Below are 22,420 nucleotides of genomic sequence, written 5' to 3'. Positions count from 1 at the left end.
TGATTTTTTGGAGTCGCTATGTCTCGAAGTCAACGTCTTTTAGATTTACTTCAATTATTGCGCCGCTATAAATATCCGGTTTCTGCTGAGACTTTGGCCAGCAAACTCGATGTTAGTGTAAGAACCATTTACCGTGATATTGCGACTTTACAGGCGCAAAGGGCTGACATTCGTGGAGAAGCTGGTGTTGGCTACATTTTAAAGCCGAGTTCAGATTTACCGCCCATGATGTTTACTGTGGAAGAACTTGAAGCGCTGCGATTGGGAGCTGAGTGGGTAGCGAAACAAGCAAATGGCGAGTTTAGCGAGGCGGTAAATAATGCGCTGGCTAAAATCGCGGCAGTGTTACCATCGGAGCATGAAGCAAAGCATCGCGAAGACGTTATACGAGTCGCTTCAACTATTAATGCCCCTGCTGTGATGGTTGACTTATCAGAATTGAAACAGGCAATAAAACATGAAGATAAAGCGGAAATTAGTTATATAGATGCTAAAGGCGCAATCAGTTGTAGGGTTATTTGGCCTATGCTGATTGGTATGTTTGAGTTGCACCATGTGTTAGTTGCGTGGTGTGAAACAAAGCAAGCTTACCGCAATTTCCGGCTTGAACGGATCCAGTCGTGGCAGAATCTACAGCAAAAGTATCAACCTTCTCGTCATGCTTTACTGTCTGAATGGCAAGCTTTAGAGGGTATTAATCACTCCTTTAATCGCTACTGACAAAAACTGTCACTGGTTTCTATTACACTTCAGTTATCCATTAAAAACAGTGAAAACTTATTATGTTTAGTCTTGATTCAATCGTGCTTTATGTCGAAGACGTTCAACTCAGTATGGCCTTTTATGCCAAAGCATTTAATTGTCAGCCAAAGCTTTTATCACCGACTTTTGCCGTACTCGATTTTGCAAGTAACGTTAAGATCACGCTAAAGCAAGCTGATGTGCTAACGCCAAGCAGTTTAGTGCGTGGCGGCGGAACTGAGCTTTCAATCCCTGCTGCAAGCAGAGAGAGTTTTGACAATCTATTTGCAAGCTGGCAGCAGCAAGGGGTTGAGTTTGCTCAACAGCCTGAAGAATCTGTCTATGGCATTAACTTTGTGGCTTTAGATCTCGATGGCCACCGCATTAGAGTCTTTTGTTAATTCTGTGAATAGGGAAGGGAGCAAGGGTTCCTACTTACCTGAGCTATAACCTCCCACTTACCTGCAAATTTCAGCAAAATTTTACTCTGCTCAATAAAAGATCTTGCGATCAAAATTGATGATCTATATTATCGCCAAAATTACAGACCGGATGGTCGGTATGTTGGATCGGGGTGATCAATTTTAGGTGAATAATATGGACAAGAAACAACAAGCGATGCAGGCGGCGATTGAGCTGTTTGCTACACAAGGCTATGAAAAAACATCTATTGCACAAGTGTGTGAAGCCGCCAACGTATCAAAAGGTTTGGTGTTTCATCATTTTAAAAACAAAGATGATTTGCTCAGGCAAGTTTTTGTTCGTATGGCTGAAATCATCAGTGAAGTTGGGAGTAATGTCGATGCATCTAACCAAGGCTTATCGGTGAAAGACCGACTGATTAACCTGTTTGAACATATCTTTGTATCTATGGCAGATCCAAAGCAAAAGCTGTTTTACCAGTTTGATTATCAGGTTAAGTGTCAGCCCTCGATGAGATTGATTTTGCAAGATCTGTTAGATGAGCGCTACCAGTTAATGATGGCGTCTTTTGAAGTGATTTTGACTGAGATCCCAACCGCTAATTATCCCGTCGATAGCCATATGCTTATTGCTGAAATCGACGGCATTGCACTGAACTATTTGTTTGCAGGTGAGGATTATCCTCTAGAGCAAATTAAACAACGTTTTATTAATAAGTATTTGCTATTGCTAGGCTTATAGCTGGCATGGCTAATCTGAAACAGAAAACTTAATCAGGAGTGTTTCAAGTGAAAACACCTTATGAAATTCAATATCAAGCTTTCGCTGCTGCTGGTGGACTTTATGATGAGCGCCACGCTAAGCTTTATGCAAGCTTCGCTGACGATTTGATTAGTGACGGTAGCTTTTCTATCGTTTTTGAGGGCGTAGCCCATGCGTGTTACACGCCCATTACTATTGATGCAGCCCCGCACCTTAAGTGTTATGTGCTAGCGCCTTTAGCGGTATTGCCTGAGTATCAAGGTAAGCGTTACGCATCAAGATTGATGGATGAAGCTGAAAAGCAATTAGATGCCGACGTGATTTTTGTAATGGGTGAACCGTTCCATTATGGTAATCGTTACAATACGCCGCATCAGGTATTGCCACCTGTACGCACCCAAGCGCCATTAGAATGCTGGTTTGCTAAGGGATTAACACCTGGCGCACTTGACGGCGTTGGTGAGTCTACATCGAGTATTACCGGACCTTACGCTAGCCCATTAATGTGGGGACACCCGAGCGAGCAGGTTTAATCGCAATTAGCATAAGAATTTAATCAACTTAGAGCGATTAAATATTTTATCGATTGGTTTAGAAAAGGAACGCCTAAGCGTTCCTTTTTTTTGGCCACTCTTCAAAGGAACATAGGTCTTATTTATTGTCTAGCAGCGGTATATTGGGAAGCTGTTAGATGTCACTAAATCAGTTGCGCCATTACTATTTTACGATTGAAACAGAGTATACTGCTGGCCGATAAGCTTATAGCAAACTTGCAAAGCATAAGATCTAAAGCATTAATAATAAACAGGAAAGTATTGTTAGATATGGCATTTGTAATTAAAGATACTAAGTTGAATGTGGCTGAAACCGATATTTTCAATGATGAAGCTGGTTATGCTGCATTTCCAACTGCTGAGTCGGTGACTTTTGACCGTGAGAAATTAATTCCAATTGGGTTGTTGTCATTCAATATGTTTGATGCAGGCGTTGACGATAAAATACTCATTGCACTACCTAATCTGCAAGGCATTCCCGATGGCGATTATGGCCCTATCACCTATTCGTATATTGATGAGCAACAAGGCTGGTGCTTAGATGACGAGTACGCTAATGATGATGCGCTTGAGGAACAAGACGAGTACTTAGACAACTACCAGCAAGCGCAGGACGAATTTGCTGCCAATCAGTGTTTGATGCGTCGTGGCAAAAAGCTGCCATTAATCACTTTGGGTGGCCAACCTAGATTCGGCCAGAACTGGGCTTCATGTTTATATAATGAACTGGCAAAGAACCCAGAGTTAGATCATTACTATGAAGTGACCTGCAGCCTTAATCATCCTGAATTTGAACATATGAGCACTCGCGATATCGTTTATGTGGATGAGAAAGACAATAAAGAATATACCTTCATAGGCAGCTTTAAAGATGAAGCTTACTTGGTTAGAGATAGCGAGTACTTGGGCTTTGCCGGTGAGTTTATGGTGTTTTACCAGCCACAGTTAAAGAAAGTCATGCTCGTTGCTGAATACGATTAATTTGAAGTTATTGCGGTTGATGTAACTGGGGGAGTTATTTTCTCTTGTAAACGTTGTGAGCAGCAAGCTCACAACGTTATGCACACTGCGATGTTTTAGCTTACAAATCTCCAAAGACTTCTAGCCACTCTTCGTCAGTGAGTTCTCTGGGCGGCTTTTTCTCGCCAAAGCCTTTAATGATCCTGCCCCTTAATGGGTTATCGGTAAAAGCGCCATTACCCATGTAAGTGACCGAAGTCGGAATGAATACACTGGTTATAGCATTATCTGCAAACGCTTCAGAGTCTATGTCAGTTACCGAGTCTGGAATTGTGATGCTTTGAAGTGCATTTCCCCTAAATGCGCCTAAGCCGATTTCAGTCACTGAGTCTGGAATGGTGATGCTGGTTAATGCATTAAATTGAAACACTCGGTCATTAATTTTAGCCAATGAATTTGGCAGGCTCAGGTGAGTTAATGCATTGTTTGCAAATGCTCTTTCTGCAATTTCAGTCACTGAATCTGGGATATCAACGCTGGTAAGTGCGTTTTCAGCAAAGGCCTTGTAACCAATACGAGTGACAGAGCTTGGGATCACTATCTCGGTAAGGGCGTTACGCTGAAATGCGCTATCGCCAATTTCTATGACAGTATTAGGGATAACCACGCTGGCTTTTGGGTTCTGTGGGACCTCTTCGAATTCCTCGCTTAACCCCTCAACCTCTGAAAACGCATAATCCCAGATCTCGGTGACGGGGATACCGTCAAAATTATCAGGGATGATGATATGTTTATGCTTGCCCTTGTAAACATCAATTCTGCCTTGTTTTTTATCAAATGAGACGTCATCTAATGTCAGGGTATGTGGCTGGCTCACGGCTAATTCTCTTTTTGTTGTAGTTGTAGTGTGAGTTGTAGTTGAAGCTTTAGTCGCAGGGTGTGGGGGAACTCGGTTTGATGCGCTGAGCTTTGTGCTATAGCAAGCCCAAGCAGAGTGGCAAGGATAGCACCAGTTAACATGCGAGATAAGTTGGTGCTAAACAGGTTGATAATAAGAGGCTGATATTAAGCTGCTTATATCAGTCTTCCATCCAATCTAGATTTGGCATGGCATCTAAATGCTGGTTGTAGCGCTTTTCGTTAAATGACGCGCCATTTAGCATTACATCGCTAACTTCAATAGCTAGCGCGCATGCCATCCATTGAATCGCTTCTTCACGCGGCGTACCTGTCATGACTAAACGCATTAGCGTTTCTTTGACTTTTTTCGGCTCGCCATCGGCGATTTGATTTTCGACTGTTTCAATCAGGGTTTCTTCAGTCATGTAGCTGTCTTGCTGGTTATCCATTTTTACGACTCTGTAATGTAATTGGCGCCATTATGCCGCAAGCTTATTGCAAGCAATAGATTTGATCTCAAATTTCTCGAGCATTCTGACTTTAGCGGTATAATTTGGGGGAGTAGGCTTTTCTAACTTAGTGTAGATACAGCTGAGGCCTTTGGTAGTAAGGACGCCACCCTGGAGCGGTCATGGACGACGAAAAGCAAGCCTCGGCAGTGTCTGCGCATGCGCTGACCGCAGGTCATTTGAACCATTGATGGCGGGATCCTCTGGGGAGAAGAATGGCATCGCATACCCGTTGCCTCCATTATTGAGTCATCAATATTCTAAACTCTGCATCTGAGTCAAACGGCTCAATGTGCGTCTGAACTCAAAGCTTAATGCGCCGCCGCTGTAAAGCTCATCCATCGGTACATCTGCTTGAATATACAGCTCCACTCCTTGGTCATATAACTCATCCACTAAGCTGATAAAGCGCCTCGCGGGATCATCACTCACCGCGTAAGACAGTTGTCTATTTCCTGTTTCAAAAGCCGCTGTTTCTGAGATGGTGCTCTCAAGAGAGTGCGCGCCGTCTTCTGTGCCGCGGGCCCTAATCCAGCTGCGGGGCTCACCACCTAAAACCGGAACTTGGGTAAGTATAACCGTGCTAAAGCGACTGGCTATTTCGATATAATCGAGCTGCGAACGTGGGCCGTCACACAGGGCGTCGAACTCAAACCAGGCCACATGCTGATTGTATTTAATGGTATCGATTATGCGGCCATGGATTAATAGCGGCGCGTCAATTGATGCAGCGGCTTCGGCTTGTGGGCATCGATTAAAAACCTGCTCAAACTGCGCTAGCACTAGCTTGTCATTTGAGTCGTTAGCGCTGTCATTAGATAAGTCAACAAAGTAGCGCGGCTTTGTCGCTGTATTTGAATGTGTGGATTGGTGCAAGCGATGGTCTTGCTCACCGCTTAAATGCAGCTCTTGAGTATAACGATTGAGCAGGTCGATAGTCGGCAAAAAACGCTGGCGCTGCAGGCCATTTCTATATAGCTCATCGATAGGAATGTTTGAGGTGGCGACTAAGGTAATGCCCTGCTCAAATAGCGCTTCAAATAGCTTAGCTAAGATCATCGCATCGCCGATATCGCTGACAAAAAACTCATCGAAACACAGTACGCGGCATTCCTGAGCCACCCGCTTGGCAATGCGCTTGAGAGGATCGCGGTTACCCGACTCACCGATAAGCTCTTTATGAATGCGCGCCATAAACCGATGAAAATGCAGCCTAAGCGTGAGCACGCTAGATTCACTTTCTAGGCTTTGATAAAACAGATCCATCAAGTAGGTTTTACCACGGCCGACATCGCCCCACATATAGAGGCCCTGACACACTAGATTTGCATCGTCACTGACTTGAGACGCTTTGGGCTCTTGGGTTAGCTGTTGGTGCAATCGCTCCAGCGCTGCTATGGCTTGGTGCTGCGCACCATCGTCGATAATCTGTCGCCGCTCGATCTGCTCTTGATAGCGCGCGAGGGGCCCGCTGTGTCCGGCACTAACTCCAACACTAGCTCCAGCACTGAAATCAGCGTCGCTGGCAGTTAATTGCGGGTGTTGGCTCAATAGCTTCGCAGCTTGATGGCTCATAGCATTCCATTACATCTGTTGAGATGGCGCGATTATATCAGCTCAAGCTCATCTATTGGGGATCATCCAATGTGAGTAAATTTAATTGTCTTCAGCTGTTAGTGATTGTTGTGTTTGGCTTGTTGTTTTAACCAAGCCACAAACAGCTTAGCCTTAGGGTTTAGCTCCTTATCATGAGAAGCCACATAATAGGTTTGCTCGCAGTTAACTTGCTGGCCAGCAAAGGGGGCGATGAGTTCACCTCGAACGATACGTTTACTTACCAGTTGGCCACGTCCCATAGCGATACCAGCATGGTTCATGGCGGCGATAACGGCTAAGTCTGAGCGGTCAAAACCGATTGACCGCTTGTCTTCAATATTGAGCCCTTGAGTTTCGGCCCAATACTTCCATTCATCACAGTCTGAGTCATATTCCCAGGCCTGATTATCGTGTAGTAAGGTGCAGCGAGTCAGATGCTCAGGCTTGCCGATAAGATCGTGCTCGGCTGCATACTCGGGGCTGCAGACTGGCATGATGGTTTCATCCATCAAGTGCTGGCAAAACAGTTTGCTGCGCGCATGATTGTCGTAGTAGATCGCGAGATCGATATGAAAGCTATTGAAGTTAACGTTTTCATTGCCGGTCAAAATATTAATGGCTATCGCTGGATACTGGCGGCTGAAATCGGCAATTTTGGGCACTAACCAACACTGGGCGATAGAAGGGCGCGAGTAGATGGTCAGTTTACCCGACACCTCTTGGTTTTTAATTTCGAATACTTCTTGGTTGAGACTTTTTAAGCTGTCTTTCAGCTTGGAAAACAGACGCTTGCCATCTTCCGTTAGCTCGATTCTGCGATGAAAACGAGCAAACAGCTTAAAGCCTAACTCACTCTCTAGTGCGGTAATTCTATGGCTCACCGCCGAGGGGCTGACGCAAAGCTCCTCTGCAGCTAGTGAAAAGGATTGGTGACGGGCAACCACTTCAAAGGTATGCAGTTTTGCCAGTTGGTAGCTACTGAGTAAACGGTTGCGGCTGAATACATCTTGCTGGGAATACATGATTGAGTTCTCAATTTGTGATGTGAGCATTTTACCTTAAGGCGCTTTTTAGCGCTGTTCACATCAACACAGTTGAAGCTTGTGTCATGTAAAAAACGCTTTTGTGACAATTGAACACCGGTTGCCACAATCTGGCTCAACTGAACTGCAATTTATATCTTTTGTCAGCATTTCTGCGATTGGCTTTAATAGCGCAACTTTTTACTCCTTTTCATTCCTTTAACTCCTGTTAACCAATAAGAGAAATACAATGGAATCACAACTGTGGATTATCGGAACTTTACTTAGCAGCATTTTGTTGATTGTTGTCAGCATCGTAAAGTTCAAGTTGCACCCTTTCCTTGCGCTACTGCTAGCCAGCTTCTTTGTGGGCGGCATGATGGGCATGGCACCATTGGAAATGATCAAGGCGATGGAGTCTGGGATCGGTGGAACCTTAGGCTTCTTGGCTATTGTTATCGGTCTTGGCACCATCTTAGGCAAGATGATGGAGATCTCAGGCGCTGCTGAGCGTATCGGCATCACCCTGCTAAAATCTCGCTACCTAAGCCCTGATGTAATCATGGTGCTGGTGGGCTTGATCTGCGGTATTACCTTGTTCGTTGAAGTGGGCGTGGTATTGCTTATTCCGCTGGCATTTTCTATCGCTCGTAAAACCAATACTTCACTGCTAAAACTTGCGATTCCACTGTGTACAGCCTTGATGGCAGTGCACTGTATTGTACCGCCGCACCCCGCTGCACTGTTTGTGACCAATGCACTAGGCGCTGATGTTGGATCAGTCATCATCTGGGGTCTGTTAATCGGTTTACTAGCCTCACTAATTGGCGGCCCGCTATTCCTTAAAATATTTGGTGATAAGCTGCCGCACTTAAGCGTACCTACAGAGTTTAATGAAGTTTCTACCCGTGAAGAGAGCGAGTTGCCATCACTTGGCACCACCTTGTTCACCATTCTTTTACCCATCATTTTAATGTTGGTGAAAACTGTTGCTGAGCTTTATATGGAGCCGGGCAGTGCGTTTTACACCACCCTTAAATTTATTGGTAACCCAATCACGGCGATGTTTATTGCAGCGTTTGTGGCTTATTACCTGCTAGGTTTGCGTAACAAGATGACCATGGGCACCTTGCTTAACAAAACCGAAGACTGTTTTGCCTCTATCGCTAATATCTTGCTGATTATTGGTGCGGGCGGGGCGTTTAACGGCGTATTAAGTGGCAGCGGCATGGGCGATAGTCTAGCGCAGATCTTAGCAAACCTTGATATGCATCCAGTGCTACTGGCATGGTTAGTCGCCATTATCTTACACGCAGCGGTAGGCTCGGCAACGGTAGCAATGATGGGTGCTACAGCGATTGTGTCGCCGTTATTAGTGCTTTACCCAGATTTGAATCCAGTGATCGTGACCTTAGCAATCGGCTCTGGCGCAATTGGTTGCACTATCGTTACCGACTCATTGTTCTGGCTGGTTAAGCAGTACACTGGCGCGACCATGAAACAAACATTTATGTATTACACCACAGCCACCTTTATCGCCTCACTTGTGGCACTAGCAGCAACTTTTGCACTTTCTTATGTTATTTAATCCTAAAGGGAAAATTGAAATGATGAACACTGAACAACTGCTAAACAACTTCCCTTTGCTGACTCAACTTATCAAGCTTGAAGAAGTGAGCTGGTTTGAAACTAAAGCCACTAACCTAGCTGAAGCGCTGCCTTATGTAGGTCTAGATAGTACAGATGTGGCCGATGCCAGTGCACGTTTGCAGCGCTTTGCTCCTTACCTAGCGCTAGCCTTTCCAGAGACAGCTGCATCTAACGGTATTATTGAGTCTGAAGTGGTGGCTATTCCACAAATGCAGCAGGCGCTAGAAGCGAAATACGGCCAAAAGATTGCTGGTAATTTGATGCTGAAAAAAGACAGTCATCTTCCGATTTCAGGCTCTATCAAGGCGCGCGGCGGTATTTATGAAGTGCTGACCCACGCTGAAAAACTGGCAATCGCTGCGGGTAAGCTTAAAGAGTCTGACGATTACCAAATGCTGTTTACTGAACAGATGCGTGATTTCTTTGCTGGTTACAGTATCGCGGTAGGCTCTACCGGTAACTTAGGCATGTCTATCGGCATTATGAGCGCTAAACTCGGCTTTAAAGTGAGTGTGCATATGTCGGCAGATGCTCGCCAATGGAAGAAAGACAAGCTGCGCAGCCATGGCGTATCGGTACATGAATATGAGCAAGATTACGGCGTTGCAGTTGAGCAAGGGCGTAAGGCGGCAGAGTCGGATGCTAACTGTTTCTTTATCGACGATGAAAACTCTCGCACGCTATTTTTAGGTTACTCGGTTGCCGGTGAACGCTTAAAAGCACAGTTTGACGCAGCCGATATCAAGGTTGATAGCGAGCACCCGCTGTTTGTGTATCTCCCTTGCGGTGTGGGCGGTGGCCCTGGTGGTGTGGCATTTGGCCTTAAGCTTGCGTTTGGCGATAACGTTCACTGTTTCTTTGCTGAGCCAACACATTCGCCTTGTATGTTACTTGGCGTGCATACCGGTCTGCATGACGAAATCGCCGTACAAGACTTAGGGATCGACAACGTCACTGCGGCCGATGGTTTAGCGGTAGGCCGTGCTTCTGGCTTTGTTGGCCGTGCGATGGAGCGTATGCTTGATGGTTACTACACGCTAAGCGATCAGCACATGTATGATCTACTTGGTTTATTAGCTCAGAGTGAAGGTATTGAGCTTGAGCCATCAGCACTTGCGGGTATGCCAGGTGCTCTACGAGTAAGCGCTGATACACAATACCAAGCCCGTATGGGATTAACACCTGAGATGATGAGCAATGCGACTCATGTAGTGTGGGCGACTGGTGGTGGAATGGTGCCAGCAGTTGAGATGGCGAAATACCTGGCGCAATCGGCTAGCTAAACATTTTACTCGTCAAACTTTTTACTTTGAAAACCCGTATCGAGTAAGCTAAAAAAAATCCACCCTAATACGGTGGATTTTCTGTTTTTAGAACTGTTCTAGTGCCCCAAAGTGGCTACCACAGCCCTTTGGATTTCACTCGTCTGGCTCGCTCAAGTTGCGTCTCTAAGCTGGGAGTTTCTAGGTTAGAAGCATCATTGGCAGAGCTGTTAGCAACAGTGCTAACAGAGACTTGAGCTAGCTGGCTAGATAAGCTTTTCATCTGCGCCATTAGCTTTTCTTGGCCCTGTTTAAGTTGACTCAGCTGGGCACTAAAGTCTGGCTGATGCAGCTTAGTATCATCGCTGACTTCTGTTTGACTAGTCTCATTATTACGAGCCTCTGCTTGGCTGGCGGCTGAATGCGTAAGCGCTGAGCTTAGCTGCTCCTGCCCCTCAAGCATTAGCTGTTGTAACTGGGCTAATTGCTGTTCAATGGCAGTTAAGTTAAGCGGCTCGCTTTGCTGCTTAGGCAAACTGGCAGCTTCAAGCATAGTGCTGAGTTTTTGCCACTGTAGCTCTGATAGACCATTCTCAGCCGCAGGCTCCAAAACCAGGCCCGCAGATTTAAGTTGGCAAGCCAAAGTCTGGCTATTCACTTTATCTTGCAGCAAGGTTTGGGTGAGCATGGACGGCAACTGCGGCGCTAATTCGTGCAGGAATAAGCCCGACAAATACAGGTCACGATGAAACTGAATACGGCGCTGTAGCACGATATCGGTTTCATCATTGCGCGCTTTTTCCTCTTGCTGCCATAGCCTTAGACATTGAATGGCGTAGCTGTGGGAGTCGAAGAGCTCAGGCTCTAGGCCCACATTGAATCGAATGCGCATAACTACCTCTTAAGCCGCGTCGCTAGCTTCTGCTGCGTGGTAGCAACAGATCTCGCGTGAAAGTGCCTCTTGAGGCTCTTTTATCATGACGATTTTTTCACCCAATGATGGGTAAGCTTCACGAATGGCTGTTTCAATTAACATGGCGCCGCCGCCTACTAAATAGATGCGATTAGGGTTGCGGGTAAAGGTTTTAGCTTCGTAAGCAACTGCGGCGCCAAGTTCACTGATCTTGTTTTCGATACGTTCAAGTACCCAGTCAACCTTGCTTATATCGTTAATCACTTCTTCGACGAACTCGCGATTATGACGACGCTTAATCAGCTCGTTGGCAACAAGGTAGCTGGCATCGCTATCGGCTGCCGATAGGGCTTTTCTTGCCGCGTTAGTCACCATAGATACGCCAATTTCAGCATTGCCATAAACAGCTGACACATCGTCAAATTCACCGACAATCACTCCCATATCGAGTGTGGTGCCGCCGCAGTCGATAACAAGAGACTTGGTAAACTCATTCACGCCTGAATCCATCAATGTGGTCAGTACGGCGGGTAAGCTTTCAGGCAATACTTCTACATCGACAATAGTGAACAACTCGCCTTTGTTAAGGCTGATTTCACGCATTAGGTTGGCTTTCTTACGTGCGATATTTTCTTCGTTTTTCTGGCAGTCGTCGGCTTGGTAGTACTCAGTGATTGGCAGGGTAACCAGAATACTCACCGGGCAAGGTTTAACGCCCGTTTGCAACAGCGCATGATGTACTGAAAGTAAGTTCAAATCGTCATATTGAAAGGCAACATGAGTCGTCGATAATGCCTTGTCAGATGTGGCGTCGTAGGTATATTTAGTCGATGCTACTTGGTAGTTAAATACCTTGCGGTCATTTAGTAAAGCCGCGCTTTTCCAGTCTTTACGAAATGAGTTGGGCGAGGTTACGCTGCGCACTTGACCGTCCTCAAGCCAGCTGATCTTAACGTTGGTTGAACCATCGTCGATGGCGAATTTCATGATACTTGAATGCATGAGTGTTCCTATAAATAAACCCAATTTTGCATGTTAATGCGACTGGATTTAGCAATAACTGAAATCTTTATTGGGTTTATTTTCTAGGATGTTAGCAACTTAACAAAAAGGCCGCTATTTACAAAAAAGTTAGGTTGTATGCTTAGTTCGCTAATGCTTCGACTATGTTCCAATCGGGGAGTTTATTGTTAATATCGGCACTTATTTTATCAGCGTCCCCGCGGATCACGATATAGGGCACATTGTTAAAAACTGAGCTGGCAATGCGTTGTAACTGCTTTGGCGTTAAATTGGCCAACCTGCTGGCTTCGCGTTGCTCTTGTTGTGAGCTATCACCGCGAATTAATAGCTTAATAGTGTCGAGCTCAAGCGCGCGATAGTTGCTTTGGCGCAGTATTTTCTGGCTAGTAAGATAGGTGGTTAACGCACCAAGTTCAGTGGTTGAGATTGGTGTTTCGGTGGCTAAGGCTAAATGGTCTAACACGCCATCAATAAATGCACCAGTGTGTTCAAGTTTAGTGCTGCCATAAAACTTGAGGGTGAGCGATAACGGGTTGTCAAAACAGCGACCGTAAATACCGTAGGTTAAGCCACGCACTTCGCGCAAATCGTAATACAAACGGCCTGAGAAACTACGGCCAAGCCAGCTAGCCAGTAGTTTACAATTTTGAATCGCATCAAGCTTGCTGTCGTTATCGCCATTATGGTCTGTAGGTTGACTGAGTGGGTAGCCAATCCGAACCTGAGTTTGTACGCTACCGGGAGCATCAATTAGATATAAGGTTTTATTAGTATTACTTGGCTCGACAAAAGCTGTTTTACGGTCGCTACTCTGCGTCGATAATGCGTTTTTTGATGATGAATTGGCGGTTGAAGATAACCTAGGTACGTTTGTTATACTGCTAAATTGTTTAATAACATTAGCGCTTAAATCAACATCTTGTTCTAGGCGTTTATCGGCAAAAAAAGCCCATTGGGATTGCGCGAAAATGCTGTCTCTAACCTTATTGAGTTTGGCTAAATCTAACTCATCAGCCAAGGTTTTATCATCGAGCGCTTGATTATAAATATGCTGCTCGCCAAGGATTTTTTGCGCCCATACATCGTCTATCTCTGCGCCGCTATAGGCGTTAATATGTTTGCCCAGTTTTAGCTGGCGTCGCACCTTAGCTATGTCTATTTCTGCTAGGCCATCATTTTGCCAAAACTGCATGAGTAACTCGGTTGCTATTAGCGGCGAGTCAGGGCAATCAATACTCAATGTTAGGCTGTGCATGGTCGGCCGAATACGTAAACTCTCGGCGCAAGAGAGAGGTGTTTGTTGCACTAACCAGTGTATTTTCTCGCTAAAAGCATTAACTAACACATCGAGGTTGGTCATTGGTTCGACGCTATAGGCCACGAGTGATAAGTGGTGCAGTTTTGATGGCGTATCGTTAAATAGATAGATTGCCAATGGCGATGTTTGCTCGTTAGCTAATGTGACTTGAGTGGCCGCTGGTAGAGGGCGATATTGTAATGCTGTAACTTCAGGTGCGCCTGCTAATACATCAAAAACAGGTAATTGCGGCTCGGCAGTGGCGGTAAATTCTACTTGGGTTTGCTGGCAGCCAACAGCAGTTAAAACTAGGCTGCTACATAGCGCTAATGCCGCCACTTTTATTGCTATCAATCTCATCACATTACGCTCTCTTCAAGGCTGTCAGTCAGGTCTTGTGGTAAGACTTCTAAAATCGATTTAGTGGCGCGAATATACCAAGGTGGCAGTAAGTCTAATCTAACGTAACCACCAGTAAAGTAGGTTTGCACCGTAGCTTGTAGTTGCTTGGCGCTAACCGCATTGATCCGTTGCCAAGGACCGGTTAATGGATGTTGTTTATCTTGTGGCTGAGTGGCAGACAAGGCTTTAGCGAGGTGCACTGGTGAATCTAATTGGGCTAACGCTTTATTGAGCCATACCTGTTTTAACTGGCATAGCTTAGCGTCAGTTATTGGCTCAGCGGCAAGCGAGTCAATTAAGCCTTCTACATTGTCCGTCAGTTGGTCAAGGGAGGTGCGAGCGCGAGGTACCAAGACCAAATTGGTCATGCCGTGATGAGTCATTTGCAAAGGGATGGAGTAACTGAGAAGTTGGTCTGGATCAGTAAGGCTGTTTTTTTGAATAAGACTACCACTATTTTGAAATAGATAGCTTTCAAGTAAGGTTAGCGCCGCAGCATCTGGTGAGTTACGCCCAGCGGTATGCCAAGCTAGTAACACCGCAGGCCAAGGCCCACGTTCATCAATAATTTCGCCATGTACTGCTTTGGGAGTGACCACTAAGTCACTGAGCTTGGACTGCTCAAACTCAGGAACTTGCCAGTCGCCAAACTGGTTATCTATCCAAGATTGGGTTTGAGGAGGTATATCACCAACTAAACTTAGTTGCATGGCATCAGGGCGATAATAGCGCTGGTGGAATGCATTTAGGCTCATAGGTGTGGCCGCTTTGACATCAGCAATACTGCCAATTACCGCATGGCCATAGGGCGTACCTTCAACTTGGTCTAATAAAAACTCCATCGCACTGCGCACATAGGGCTGGTTATCTATGCTGGTAGCCATCTCTTCGAGTACCGCACCTTGCTGATTTTTCACCGTGGTGTCATTGAGCGTTGGATAGCGAAAACGATCGGCTTCAAGCCATAGGCTTAGCTCAAGTGCTTGTGATGGAATGGTCAGATAATAGTTGGTGAAATCAAAAAAGGTGCTGGCATTAAACTGGCCGCTAAAAGCGCTCATGGTTTGGGTGTAGCTATCGCCCGGGGCATGTTCACTACCTTTAAACAGCATGTGCTCGAATAGGTGCGCGTAACCAGTTTGCCCCTTAATCTCATTGCGAGACCCGACATCAAACTGGCTAGCAATTGATACTACTTGCGTGTTTTCAAGCGCTAAAGTACGAACCTGTAAACCATTATCTAACCGTCGATATTGCAATCGCTGCTCAGCTGCATAAATCGGCTTGGCAAGCGTGCCAAGGTCGCAGTGATTAGCCTCATTTATTGTTTGCGCATAGGAGGGCAAAGCAAGAGCCAAGGAGGAGAGTACAGCAAGACCTAATAGGGGATAGATCTTACTGTGAGCAATGACGTAGGTGATTAGTTGCTTCACTGAGTATTAATTCCTTTTAACGGCTTTGAGCGCCAATAAACTCCTTAAGTTATATCAGCTTAATTTACGCTCTGCCACAGTCGATAACGCTTGGCTTATTTCAGGCCAATACGTTTGGCAAGGCGATGTAAATTGCCTGAGTCTAAATCTAGCGCCCTTGCGGTGGCTGCCCAGTTATTGCCATTAGCGGCTAACGCTTGGCGAATATATTGTGCCTGAAAGTTTTCAGTAGCTTGTTTAAGCGTTTGCTTAATATTGGTCTGCGACAAGGTCGATTTTGAGCCTGTGCTCGTCGGTACAGCGGCAATGGTTTTGCTTTGCTGATTATAAAAATCAAAGTGCTGCGGTCTTATCAAGGCAATATTTGATTGAGCTTCGGCGCGAGCTAATACTGCGGCGCGGTGGATCACATGTTCAAGTTCGCGCACATTACCCGGCCAGTCATAATGATTAAGCTGAGTAATGCTGTCTGGGCTGAGTCTTAAGCTCTTTAAGCCCAGTTTTTGCCTACTACGCTCAATAAAGAAACCGCTTAATAAGATCACATCGCCTTCGCGCTCATTCAGTGGTGGCACTATGATGGGGAACACGCTTAAGCGGTGGTACAAGTCGGCTCTAAAGCGTCCAGCTAATACTTCTTGTTTGAGGTCTTTATTGGTGGCGGCAATAATACGCACATCGACTTTTAAGCTTTTATCAGAACCGACTTTCTGTAAGTCGCCATATTGTAGTACCCGCAGTAATTTGGATTGTAGCGACAAAGGTAACTCGCCAATTTCATCTAAAAACAGCGTGCCGTTATCGGCAATTTCAAACTTACCACTACGGTGGCTAATCGCACCGGTAAACGCGCCTTTTACATGACCAAAAAGCTCGCTCTCTGCTACGGATTCCGGTAATGCGGCGCAGTTTAAATACACCAGTGGTTTATTCGCGCGCAGCGACCCCTGATGAATCGACTTCGCAACTAGCTCTTTACCTGTCCCGGTATCGCCTAAAATCAACACATTTAAATCAGTATTGGCGACAACGCTAAGCTCAGTTTGCAAGTTCTGCATCGCATGAGATTGGCCAATAAGCTCTACCTGCGCGTCTAAACTAGTTTGGCCAAATGCAGAGGGTACTTGTGATTGCGCTGCTTGTTTTTCAAGTTTATCAATCAATAAGGCGTTGTTGAGTGAAGCTGAGGCGATAGCGCTTAAGGTGCGCAATTCATTATTGCTAAAGGCATTAAATTGGTTTGGATCAAAGCCATCAATGGTGACGGCGCCAATCAATGTGCCCTCGGCTAGCAGGGGCAAGCCGATGCAGGCATGCACCATTAAGTGTTCATGTTGATGAGGGATTAAACCATCATAAGGATCTGGCAATTCGCTGTTGGCAGGAAATCGTACTACATCACCAGCGCGAGCAATGGCTTCAAGGCGAGGATGCTCAGATAGAATAAAGCGTCTACCCAGTACATCAGGGCTGAGGCCATCAATCGCCAGTGGAGTAAACTGTTGCCCAGTAAATTGCAGCAGCGCCGCCGCATCACAATGTAGAGTTTGTCTGACTGTATCCAGTAGCCTTGAGAACCTGTCGTGATCCGACAATCCAGAGGTGATATCCAGCGCAATACGGGTAAGGTCGCTTTGGCTCAGTGACATAGGGGCTCCAACTTTAGGTTAGTTCGTTAACCTCGGACGAGTATTTTAGCTGCTATCTCTTATTGCGGATTAGAGTATCAGCTTAGGTTAATAGGGTGTCTTTTTAACAGTATTTAGCTCGCGGGGATTAATGTCAATTTTACAGTTTGACTCAAGTTGGGGAGTTAGATTACATCTATGGCTGGTATGGTGGCTTTGCCACATAAGACTTTTAAGGCATCAAACGAAGTTTGACCTGTAACTAAATCAAACTTCGTTTGATAAAGGGTCGTGAGCTGGAAGCTCACGACCTTAGTCAGGCGCAGCCTGATGCATTAAAAGGTCAAGCGAAGCTTGATTGCTTAAAACATAGTTTGTTAGACGAAGTCTAACTGCCAAAGCCCAGCCTGAATGCGTTAATGCAAACCTAAACTACTTATACAGCGAAGCATCGCCTTTATTCGGCCGGGTCTTAAACCGTCTATGCAACCACATGTATTGTGGTTTGTTACGGCTAATCGTTTCTTCAATAATCCTATTACCGCGTTTAGCATCTTCGACTTCATTTTCACCGGGGAAGTTATCTAACGCCGGTTGGATCTCAATATTGTAGCCGGTGTCATCACTATTACGTTCAACAAAGAAAGGTAATACTTTGGCTTTGCCTAGCTTAGCAAGAGTTGTCGCACCGGTAATGGTTGCGGCGTCGGGAACATTAAAGAAAGGGATGAAAATAGCGCTTGAACGGCCGAAATCTTGGTCGGCGGTGTACCAGATAACATTGGGGGCTCTAAGGCTGCGAACCATCTGACGTAGGTCGCGTTTGGGGACTAAGGCCTTGTTTGAACGCAGGCGGCCTTTAACTTGCAGATATTCCATTAAAGGGTTGTTGTGCGGGCGGTAAACACCGACTCCGGGTTGAAACTGACCAAAAATTCGGGCGCCCATTTCTAGGGGCAGACAATGGACGGCAAATAGAATCACACCTTGGCCGTTGTCTAACGTCTGCTGCACATGCTCTTGGCCTGTTATGGTCATGTGCTGCTGGATCTTTTCATCTGACCACCACCAGGCATTGACCGTATCGAAGATGGCTTTACCGGTTTCTTCAAAATTCAGCTTGAGTAACTTTTCTATTTCATCCTTGGGCATATCGGGGAAACACAGTTCTAGATTACGTCTGGCTGTCTTAGCTCGGCCACTGACAAGTTTCATCCCTAAACGACCCAGACCCGTGCCGAGTTTCATTTGTACTCGTAGCGGTAATAGCTGAGTGAGTCGCATAAAACCAACGCCTAACCATAAGAGCCAGTACTTTGGATGATAAAGATGAGTTGAAAATTGAGCTTTTTCTACCACGTAATTCTCGAATCCATTGAAAAATTACTCATTATTCTAACTCAAAATCGATTAAAATTAGGTACAATCACTATTAAATTTTGTGAAAGATAAGACGTTATGAAGATTTCTCTGCCAGCATTTGAAAAAGCCAAGGTTCTCGTTGTAGGTGACGTGATGTTAGATCGCTATTGGGCGGGGCCTACAGCGCGGATCTCTCCTGAAGCACCTGTTCCAGTTGTGAAAGTTGAACAGCTTGAAGATAGACCCGGTGGTGCAGCTAACGTAGCAATTAACATCGCTACATTAGGTGGTGCAGCGAGTCTTGCTGGCATTGTTGGCTCTGACGAGACCGCTGATGCACTGACTTTAGGTATTCAAACTCTTGGTGTTGAGCCTAATTGGCATAAAGTGGCAGGCAAACCAACCATCACTAAGCTCAGAGTTATGTCGCGTAACCAGCAGTTACTTCGACTCGATTTTGAAGAAAGTTACACCCAAGCTGAAAGTGATGCATTACTAGAAAAGACGTTACCTGAACTCGATAAAGTCGATGTCGCGGTATTGTCTGATTACGCTAAAGGCGCGCTTATCTCTCCGCAAAGCTTTATTGAAGCCGCTAACGCTAAAGGCGTTAAAGTGCTAGTAGATCCTAAAGGCAGTGATTTTTCAAAGTATCGCGGTGCGTATTTATTAACGCCAAACATGAGCGAATTTGAAGTAGTTGTGGGTAAGGTTGAATCAGAAGCTGACTTAGTGACCAAAGCCCAAGGCCTGTTGGAGGCTTTTGACCTAACGGCTATGCTAGTGACTCGCTCTGAAAAAGGCATGACCTTAATCACTCGCGATCAACCTGAGCTGCATATCCCAACCGTTGCTCGTGAAGTTTATGATGTGACGGGTGCTGGTGATACGGTGATTTCAGCCTTAGCGACTGCAATTGCTGCAGGTAGCGATTTACCGCAAGCTTGTGCGATCGCTAACACTGCCGCTGGTATAGTGGTAGCTAAGCTTGGTACATCAACAGTGACGCGCCTTGAGTTGATTGAAGCACTGTCGCTTAATCATGGCGAGTCAGGTTTTGGTGCAGTAAGTGAAGACCAATTGGCGTATGCGCTTGAGCAGGCAAAACTGCGCGGTGAGCGTGTAGTCATGACTAATGGTTGCTTTGATATTTTGCATGCAGGCCATGTAAGTTACCTACAACAAGCTCGTGCTCTTGGCGATCGTTTAATTGTGGCAGTGAATACGGACGCTTCCGTTAAGCGTTTAAAAGGTGAAGGTCGCCCAGTTAACTCTGAAGATCGTCGTATGACGGTACTGGCTGCACTGGCGTCTGTTGATTGGGTTGTACCGTTTAGCGAAGACACACCTCAACGCATTATTTCACGCCTACTGCCAGACTTACTGGTAAAAGGTGGCGATTACAAAGTGGAAGATATTGCTGGTGGTGAAGAAGTTATTGCTGCTGGTGGCCAAGTCAAAGTCTTATGTTTTGAAGATGGCATTTCAACGACTGCAATCATTCAAAACATTATGGCTAATCAGTAAAGGTTTAGCATAAGTGATAATTTCGTTGGCTGTTGCGGCGGTTAGTGTAATCGTCAATGCTACCGCCAGTGTTGTGGCTGTTGCCACAACACCTTTAGCAACGCCAAGTGAGTTTTTATGGGCCGAGATCGGCCCTAAAAAAGCCTTAGTTTGTAAGCTACAACAGCTTGAACCTTGTTTGAATAATCTCCCTGCTTCGGTGCGTAGCCAGTTACCGTCCGCCAGTTATCAATTTCACGCCTTGTTAGCGCAGCGCGGTGCTATGGTGCTGCCTTTACACGATGCGAGCATTGCTGGCTTAGTGATCACTAATTTTGCCAATATTCCAAAATATCAAACCATTAATTGGGGCGTGGGACATTTCTCTTTAGCACTCGATAAACAAGCGGAGCTGACTTATTGGCATGAGCTGGGTCACTTATACGCTATTGATGCATTAAGTCGCCAAGACAAAACAATTACAAATCCATATCAGCATGAGTGGTTGGCAGATGTCTATTTAGTGTGGCGCATTGCTCATGAAACCAATAGCTTAGATTTAGCTTGGCAGCAGTACCATAGGCGTAATTTAGCTGCGATGGCGGATTGCGAGTTTATGTCGCATTGGTCGGTGCCTGTTTTAGCGCAGATATTGGCAACTTACTCGGTAGCTCAGTTGCAGCAATTTAGCGATTTCAATGGGTTTTGGCAGGATTTTTCAGGCAAGTTAGTGTTGCATGACAACGACACTCTTGATGAGTTTTCTAGCTTAATGCAGCGCACGTTTGGCGCAGGTACTGTGCAGCCGTTACCGGGATATATGTATTGGCGCAAACCTAAACTGGGGCAATACCTAAAACCGACTCTAGTGCGTATTATGGGGCGAAGTGCGGCGCAATCATGGTTAGCGGAGCAGCTGATGGCGGGTGAAACTGAAGTGGAACATTATTAGTTTGTGGTCATTTTTAGCACTCTACCTTGTGAAGGTTAGGTTTTTTGTCGGGAGTTTTTGACCGACTTGCTGAACCTTAGCTGAATGAGGCGTCGATTGTATGGCACAACTAAGGTTTTCCTAAAGTGCATTTGTTAGAGTCGTTGTATGTCGATTTTAATAAAAGTATGGTTATGGCAAAGCGTTCAAAAGTGGCAACTAAGCAAACGGTACAGCAGATCTTGGACGAAGCGATGAAACAGATCTTAGAGCTGGGTTATGATGCAATGTCATACTCGACACTGTCTGCAGCAACGGGCATTAGCCGCACTGGGATTAGTCACCATTTTCCTCATAAAATCGATTTTCTGCAGCAGCTGGATCCCCGCATAGGCGAATTGTTTATTGATTGCTTAGACTTTTCCAATGCTCAATCGCTACAAGCCTCATGGAAGACCTCGTTAAATAATACCCGTTTCAGGGCTATCATACGTTTGTACTTTTCGTTGTGTGGTTCTAACCAACTAAATCTTGAAAACTACAAAGCCATTTCGCTTGCTAGTGACCATGCAGCTGAAACTCTCGGTGAACCAGGACGTTTATTAGTGAGTGCTTTAGTTGGGCAGAGCGCGATAAGATTACTGGCTACACCAAATGATAGTGAGTGCAATTTACTGGTTAGTTAATCTGCTGTATTCCTTTGCTAGCACAATAAGCTATAGGTAGTCATGATGACGCTGCTGCTTTGCGTTTTTGTCTATTAAAGGCTGTTTATTTTTTAGTATTAAGTTTAATTATCTATCTAGATCCTGTGTGTTCATCCATGTACACTGCCCGCTTTAAATCGTCCCTCGTTTAAAATTTAAGCCGTTATGAGTCTAAGGCGGATACAGCCTGTTAGTCATGCTCGGGGGAGTATGTGCAGCAAAAAAGGAGTCGTGCACGATATGGAAGTCAAACCAAAAGCGCCACCTACGGCAGAGTCTGTTAAACGTTTTCCAAAGTTAGATAACCAAGAATTAGTGAAAACCAGTTTTTGGGTCAGCCAGTTTTTTATGATTATTGCTACTGTCGCTGGAGTCTACTTGGCTGCTCAAGAAGGTTTGAGCCAAGCGATAAAATTTGATGATTTAAGCAACAAACAAAATAACTATTATCTGCGTTATGCTTTATACGATGAAGTAAAAGACAATATCGATACGATAAATGTTTATGCCGATACGCTGACAAAAGGCAGCAGTAACCCTTACGATTTGAAAAATATTCACCCAACGATTTCGACTTTTGTTTGGGAAAATATGCGTTACTCAGCAAATACCTTAGAAACCCCGACTGAAATTCTCACAGAAACCCGTCGCTTTTACATGCTCTCAGACGACATTGTGGCTAAAATTGAGGCGCGATTTTATGGCGCTAACTTCGGCGCCAAAAAACTTAGAGAGTTAACCGCAGAAGTGAGCCAAAACACCTTACCTAAGCTTAAGAAAAACTATACTGCCTTAGGTATTTACCTCGAAGAACATGGCATTACCGTCGAATAAGGAAA

At 45.4% G+C, this 22,420-nt stretch carries 21 protein-coding genes; 11 read left to right on the top strand and 10 right to left on the bottom strand.

Going from position 1 to position 22,420, the window contains the following annotated elements; all coding sequences use genetic code 11:
• Nucleotides 1–18 precede the first annotated feature (18 nt).
• From AB4298_RS01790 to AB4298_RS01770, 5 genes are all read left to right on the top strand, one after another.
• Nucleotides 19–720: a helix-turn-helix transcriptional regulator gene (locus AB4298_RS01790; protein WP_371985549.1), complete on the top strand. Its 702-nt coding sequence runs from the start codon at nt 19–21 to the stop codon at nt 718–720.
• Between the two features lie 62 nt (nt 721–782).
• The gene (locus tag AB4298_RS01785) at nt 783–1,142 is read left to right on the top strand and encodes a VOC family protein (RefSeq protein ID WP_371985548.1); all 360 of its coding nucleotides are present in this window, start codon (nt 783–785) and stop codon (nt 1,140–1,142) included.
• Between the two features lie 196 nt (nt 1,143–1,338).
• A complete protein-coding gene (locus tag AB4298_RS01780; RefSeq protein ID WP_371985547.1) occupies nt 1,339–1,905 on the top strand; it encodes a TetR/AcrR family transcriptional regulator in 567 nt (188 codons plus the stop codon).
• Nucleotides 1,906–1,952: 47 nt separating this feature from the next.
• Entirely contained in the window at nt 1,953–2,459 is a 507-nt protein-coding gene (locus AB4298_RS01775; RefSeq protein WP_371985546.1) for a GNAT family N-acetyltransferase, read from the top strand.
• Between the two features lie 291 nt (nt 2,460–2,750).
• Entirely contained in the window at nt 2,751–3,461 is a 711-nt protein-coding gene (locus tag AB4298_RS01770) for a hypothetical protein (RefSeq protein WP_371985545.1), read from the top strand.
• Nucleotides 3,462–3,561: 100 nt separating this feature from the next.
• Here the strand turns inward: AB4298_RS01770 and AB4298_RS01765 are convergent, their stop codons facing one another.
• From AB4298_RS01765 to dsdC, 4 genes are all read right to left on the bottom strand, one after another.
• Nucleotides 3,562–4,317, bottom strand: a complete 756-nt coding sequence (locus AB4298_RS01765) for a leucine-rich repeat domain-containing protein (protein WP_371985544.1) — start codon at nt 4,315–4,317, stop codon at nt 3,562–3,564.
• A gap of 202 nt (nt 4,318–4,519) precedes the next feature.
• The gene (locus AB4298_RS01760; protein WP_012156666.1) at nt 4,520–4,789 is read right to left on the bottom strand and encodes a hypothetical protein; all 270 of its coding nucleotides are present in this window, start codon (nt 4,787–4,789) and stop codon (nt 4,520–4,522) included.
• Nucleotides 4,790–5,101: 312 nt separating this feature from the next.
• Nucleotides 5,102–6,424 carry a cell division protein ZapE gene (gene zapE, locus AB4298_RS01755; RefSeq protein WP_371985543.1) on the bottom strand — a complete coding sequence of 441 codons (1,323 nt, stop codon included), beginning with the start codon at nt 6,422–6,424 and terminating at the stop codon, nt 5,102–5,104.
• A gap of 98 nt (nt 6,425–6,522) precedes the next feature.
• Entirely contained in the window at nt 6,523–7,497 is a 975-nt protein-coding gene (dsdC, locus tag AB4298_RS01750; protein ID WP_371985542.1) for a DNA-binding transcriptional regulator DsdC, read from the bottom strand.
• A 220-nt stretch (nt 7,498–7,717) separates the two neighbouring features.
• Between dsdC and dsdX the strand changes: the two genes are divergently transcribed.
• Both dsdX and dsdA read left to right on the top strand, forming a co-directional pair.
• Nucleotides 7,718–9,055, top strand: a complete 1,338-nt coding sequence (gene dsdX, locus AB4298_RS01745) for a D-serine transporter DsdX (RefSeq protein ID WP_371985541.1) — start codon at nt 7,718–7,720, stop codon at nt 9,053–9,055.
• A 19-nt stretch (nt 9,056–9,074) separates the two neighbouring features.
• Complete coding sequence (gene dsdA, locus AB4298_RS01740; protein WP_371985540.1) at nt 9,075–10,400, top strand: D-serine ammonia-lyase; 1,326 nt, start codon at nt 9,075–9,077, stop codon at nt 10,398–10,400.
• Between the two features lie 115 nt (nt 10,401–10,515).
• Here the strand turns inward: dsdA and AB4298_RS01735 are convergent, their stop codons facing one another.
• The 6 genes from AB4298_RS01735 to AB4298_RS01710 all read right to left on the bottom strand — a co-directional run bounded on the left by AB4298_RS01735 (nt 10,516) and on the right by AB4298_RS01710 (nt 18,434).
• Entirely contained in the window at nt 10,516–11,271 is a 756-nt protein-coding gene (locus AB4298_RS01735; RefSeq protein ID WP_371985539.1) for a hypothetical protein, read from the bottom strand.
• A 9-nt stretch (nt 11,272–11,280) separates the two neighbouring features.
• Nucleotides 11,281–12,294, bottom strand: a complete 1,014-nt coding sequence (gene parM / locus AB4298_RS01730; RefSeq protein WP_248998804.1) for a plasmid segregation protein ParM domain-containing protein — start codon at nt 12,292–12,294, stop codon at nt 11,281–11,283.
• 142 nt (nt 12,295–12,436) lie between these two features.
• The gene (locus AB4298_RS01725; protein WP_371985581.1) at nt 12,437–13,972 is read right to left on the bottom strand and encodes an insulinase family protein; all 1,536 of its coding nucleotides are present in this window, start codon (nt 13,970–13,972) and stop codon (nt 12,437–12,439) included.
• Complete coding sequence (locus tag AB4298_RS01720; protein ID WP_371985580.1) at nt 13,972–15,372, bottom strand: M16 family metallopeptidase; 1,401 nt, start codon at nt 15,370–15,372, stop codon at nt 13,972–13,974. Before AB4298_RS01720 ends, AB4298_RS01725 begins: the two co-directional genes overlap by 1 nt.
• A 170-nt stretch (nt 15,373–15,542) precedes the next feature.
• The gene (norR, locus tag AB4298_RS01715) at nt 15,543–17,096 is read right to left on the bottom strand and encodes a nitric oxide reductase transcriptional regulator NorR (RefSeq protein WP_371985538.1); all 1,554 of its coding nucleotides are present in this window, start codon (nt 17,094–17,096) and stop codon (nt 15,543–15,545) included.
• Between the two features lie 411 nt (nt 17,097–17,507).
• The gene (locus tag AB4298_RS01710; RefSeq protein WP_371985537.1) at nt 17,508–18,434 is read right to left on the bottom strand and encodes an LpxL/LpxP family Kdo(2)-lipid IV(A) lauroyl/palmitoleoyl acyltransferase; all 927 of its coding nucleotides are present in this window, start codon (nt 18,432–18,434) and stop codon (nt 17,508–17,510) included.
• 99 nt (nt 18,435–18,533) lie between these two features.
• Between AB4298_RS01710 and hldE the strand changes: the two genes are divergently transcribed.
• The 4 genes from hldE to AB4298_RS01690 all read left to right on the top strand — a co-directional run bounded on the left by hldE (nt 18,534) and on the right by AB4298_RS01690 (nt 22,415).
• On the top strand, nt 18,534–19,964 hold the full coding sequence (gene hldE / locus AB4298_RS01705) for a bifunctional D-glycero-beta-D-manno-heptose-7-phosphate kinase/D-glycero-beta-D-manno-heptose 1-phosphate adenylyltransferase HldE (protein WP_248998808.1): 1,431 nt from the start codon (nt 18,534–18,536) through the stop codon (nt 19,962–19,964).
• Between the two features lie 13 nt (nt 19,965–19,977).
• Nucleotides 19,978–20,895 carry a hypothetical protein gene (locus AB4298_RS01700; protein ID WP_371985536.1) on the top strand — a complete coding sequence of 306 codons (918 nt, stop codon included), beginning with the start codon at nt 19,978–19,980 and terminating at the stop codon, nt 20,893–20,895.
• Between the two features lie 173 nt (nt 20,896–21,068).
• Nucleotides 21,069–21,560, top strand: a complete 492-nt coding sequence (locus AB4298_RS01695; RefSeq protein ID WP_248998810.1) for a TetR family transcriptional regulator — start codon at nt 21,069–21,071, stop codon at nt 21,558–21,560.
• Nucleotides 21,561–21,821: 261 nt separating this feature from the next.
• Nucleotides 21,822–22,415 carry a hypothetical protein gene (locus AB4298_RS01690; RefSeq protein ID WP_371985535.1) on the top strand — a complete coding sequence of 198 codons (594 nt, stop codon included), beginning with the start codon at nt 21,822–21,824 and terminating at the stop codon, nt 22,413–22,415.
• The last annotated feature ends 5 nt before the right edge of the window (nt 22,416–22,420 follow it).

The organism is Shewanella sp. 10N.261.52.F9 (assembly GCF_041471165.1).
GTDB classification, from domain to species: Bacteria; Pseudomonadota; Gammaproteobacteria; order Enterobacterales; family Shewanellaceae; genus Shewanella; species Shewanella marinintestina.
Note: the sequence above shows the minus strand (reverse complement) of the source record. Positions and strands in the feature narration are given on the sequence as shown.

What these genes read in the sequence shown, in the direction of transcription:
- AB4298_RS01785 (WP_371985548.1), top strand. Translation starts at nt 783, where the DNA reads ATGTTTAGTCTTGATTCAATCGTGCTTTATGTCGAAGACGTTCAACTC.
- parM (WP_248998804.1), bottom strand. Translation starts at nt 12,294, where the DNA reads ATGCATTCAAGTATCATGAAATTCGCCATCGACGATGGTTCAACCAAC.
- AB4298_RS01690 (WP_371985535.1), top strand. Translation starts at nt 21,822, where the DNA reads ATGGAAGTCAAACCAAAAGCGCCACCTACGGCAGAGTCTGTTAAACGT.
- AB4298_RS01780 (WP_371985547.1), top strand. Translation starts at nt 1,339, where the DNA reads ATGGACAAGAAACAACAAGCGATGCAGGCGGCGATTGAGCTGTTTGCT.
- AB4298_RS01770 (WP_371985545.1), top strand. Translation starts at nt 2,751, where the DNA reads ATGGCATTTGTAATTAAAGATACTAAGTTGAATGTGGCTGAAACCGAT.
- AB4298_RS01735 (WP_371985539.1), bottom strand. Translation starts at nt 11,271, where the DNA reads ATGCGCATTCGATTCAATGTGGGCCTAGAGCCTGAGCTCTTCGACTCC.
- AB4298_RS01760 (WP_012156666.1), bottom strand. Translation starts at nt 4,789, where the DNA reads ATGGATAACCAGCAAGACAGCTACATGACTGAAGAAACCCTGATTGAA.
- dsdC (WP_371985542.1), bottom strand. Translation starts at nt 7,497, where the DNA reads ATGCTCACATCACAAATTGAGAACTCAATCATGTATTCCCAGCAAGAT.
- hldE (WP_248998808.1), top strand. Translation starts at nt 18,534, where the DNA reads ATGAAGATTTCTCTGCCAGCATTTGAAAAAGCCAAGGTTCTCGTTGTA.
- dsdA (WP_371985540.1), top strand. Translation starts at nt 9,075, where the DNA reads ATGATGAACACTGAACAACTGCTAAACAACTTCCCTTTGCTGACTCAA.
- AB4298_RS01725 (WP_371985581.1), bottom strand. Translation starts at nt 13,972, where the DNA reads ATGAGATTGATAGCAATAAAAGTGGCGGCATTAGCGCTATGTAGCAGC.
- zapE (WP_371985543.1), bottom strand. Translation starts at nt 6,424, where the DNA reads ATGAGCCATCAAGCTGCGAAGCTATTGAGCCAACACCCGCAATTAACT.
- AB4298_RS01790 (WP_371985549.1), top strand. Translation starts at nt 19, where the DNA reads ATGTCTCGAAGTCAACGTCTTTTAGATTTACTTCAATTATTGCGCCGC.
- dsdX (WP_371985541.1), top strand. Translation starts at nt 7,718, where the DNA reads ATGGAATCACAACTGTGGATTATCGGAACTTTACTTAGCAGCATTTTG.
- norR (WP_371985538.1), bottom strand. Translation starts at nt 17,096, where the DNA reads ATGTCACTGAGCCAAAGCGACCTTACCCGTATTGCGCTGGATATCACC.
- AB4298_RS01695 (WP_248998810.1), top strand. Translation starts at nt 21,069, where the DNA reads ATGGCAAAGCGTTCAAAAGTGGCAACTAAGCAAACGGTACAGCAGATC.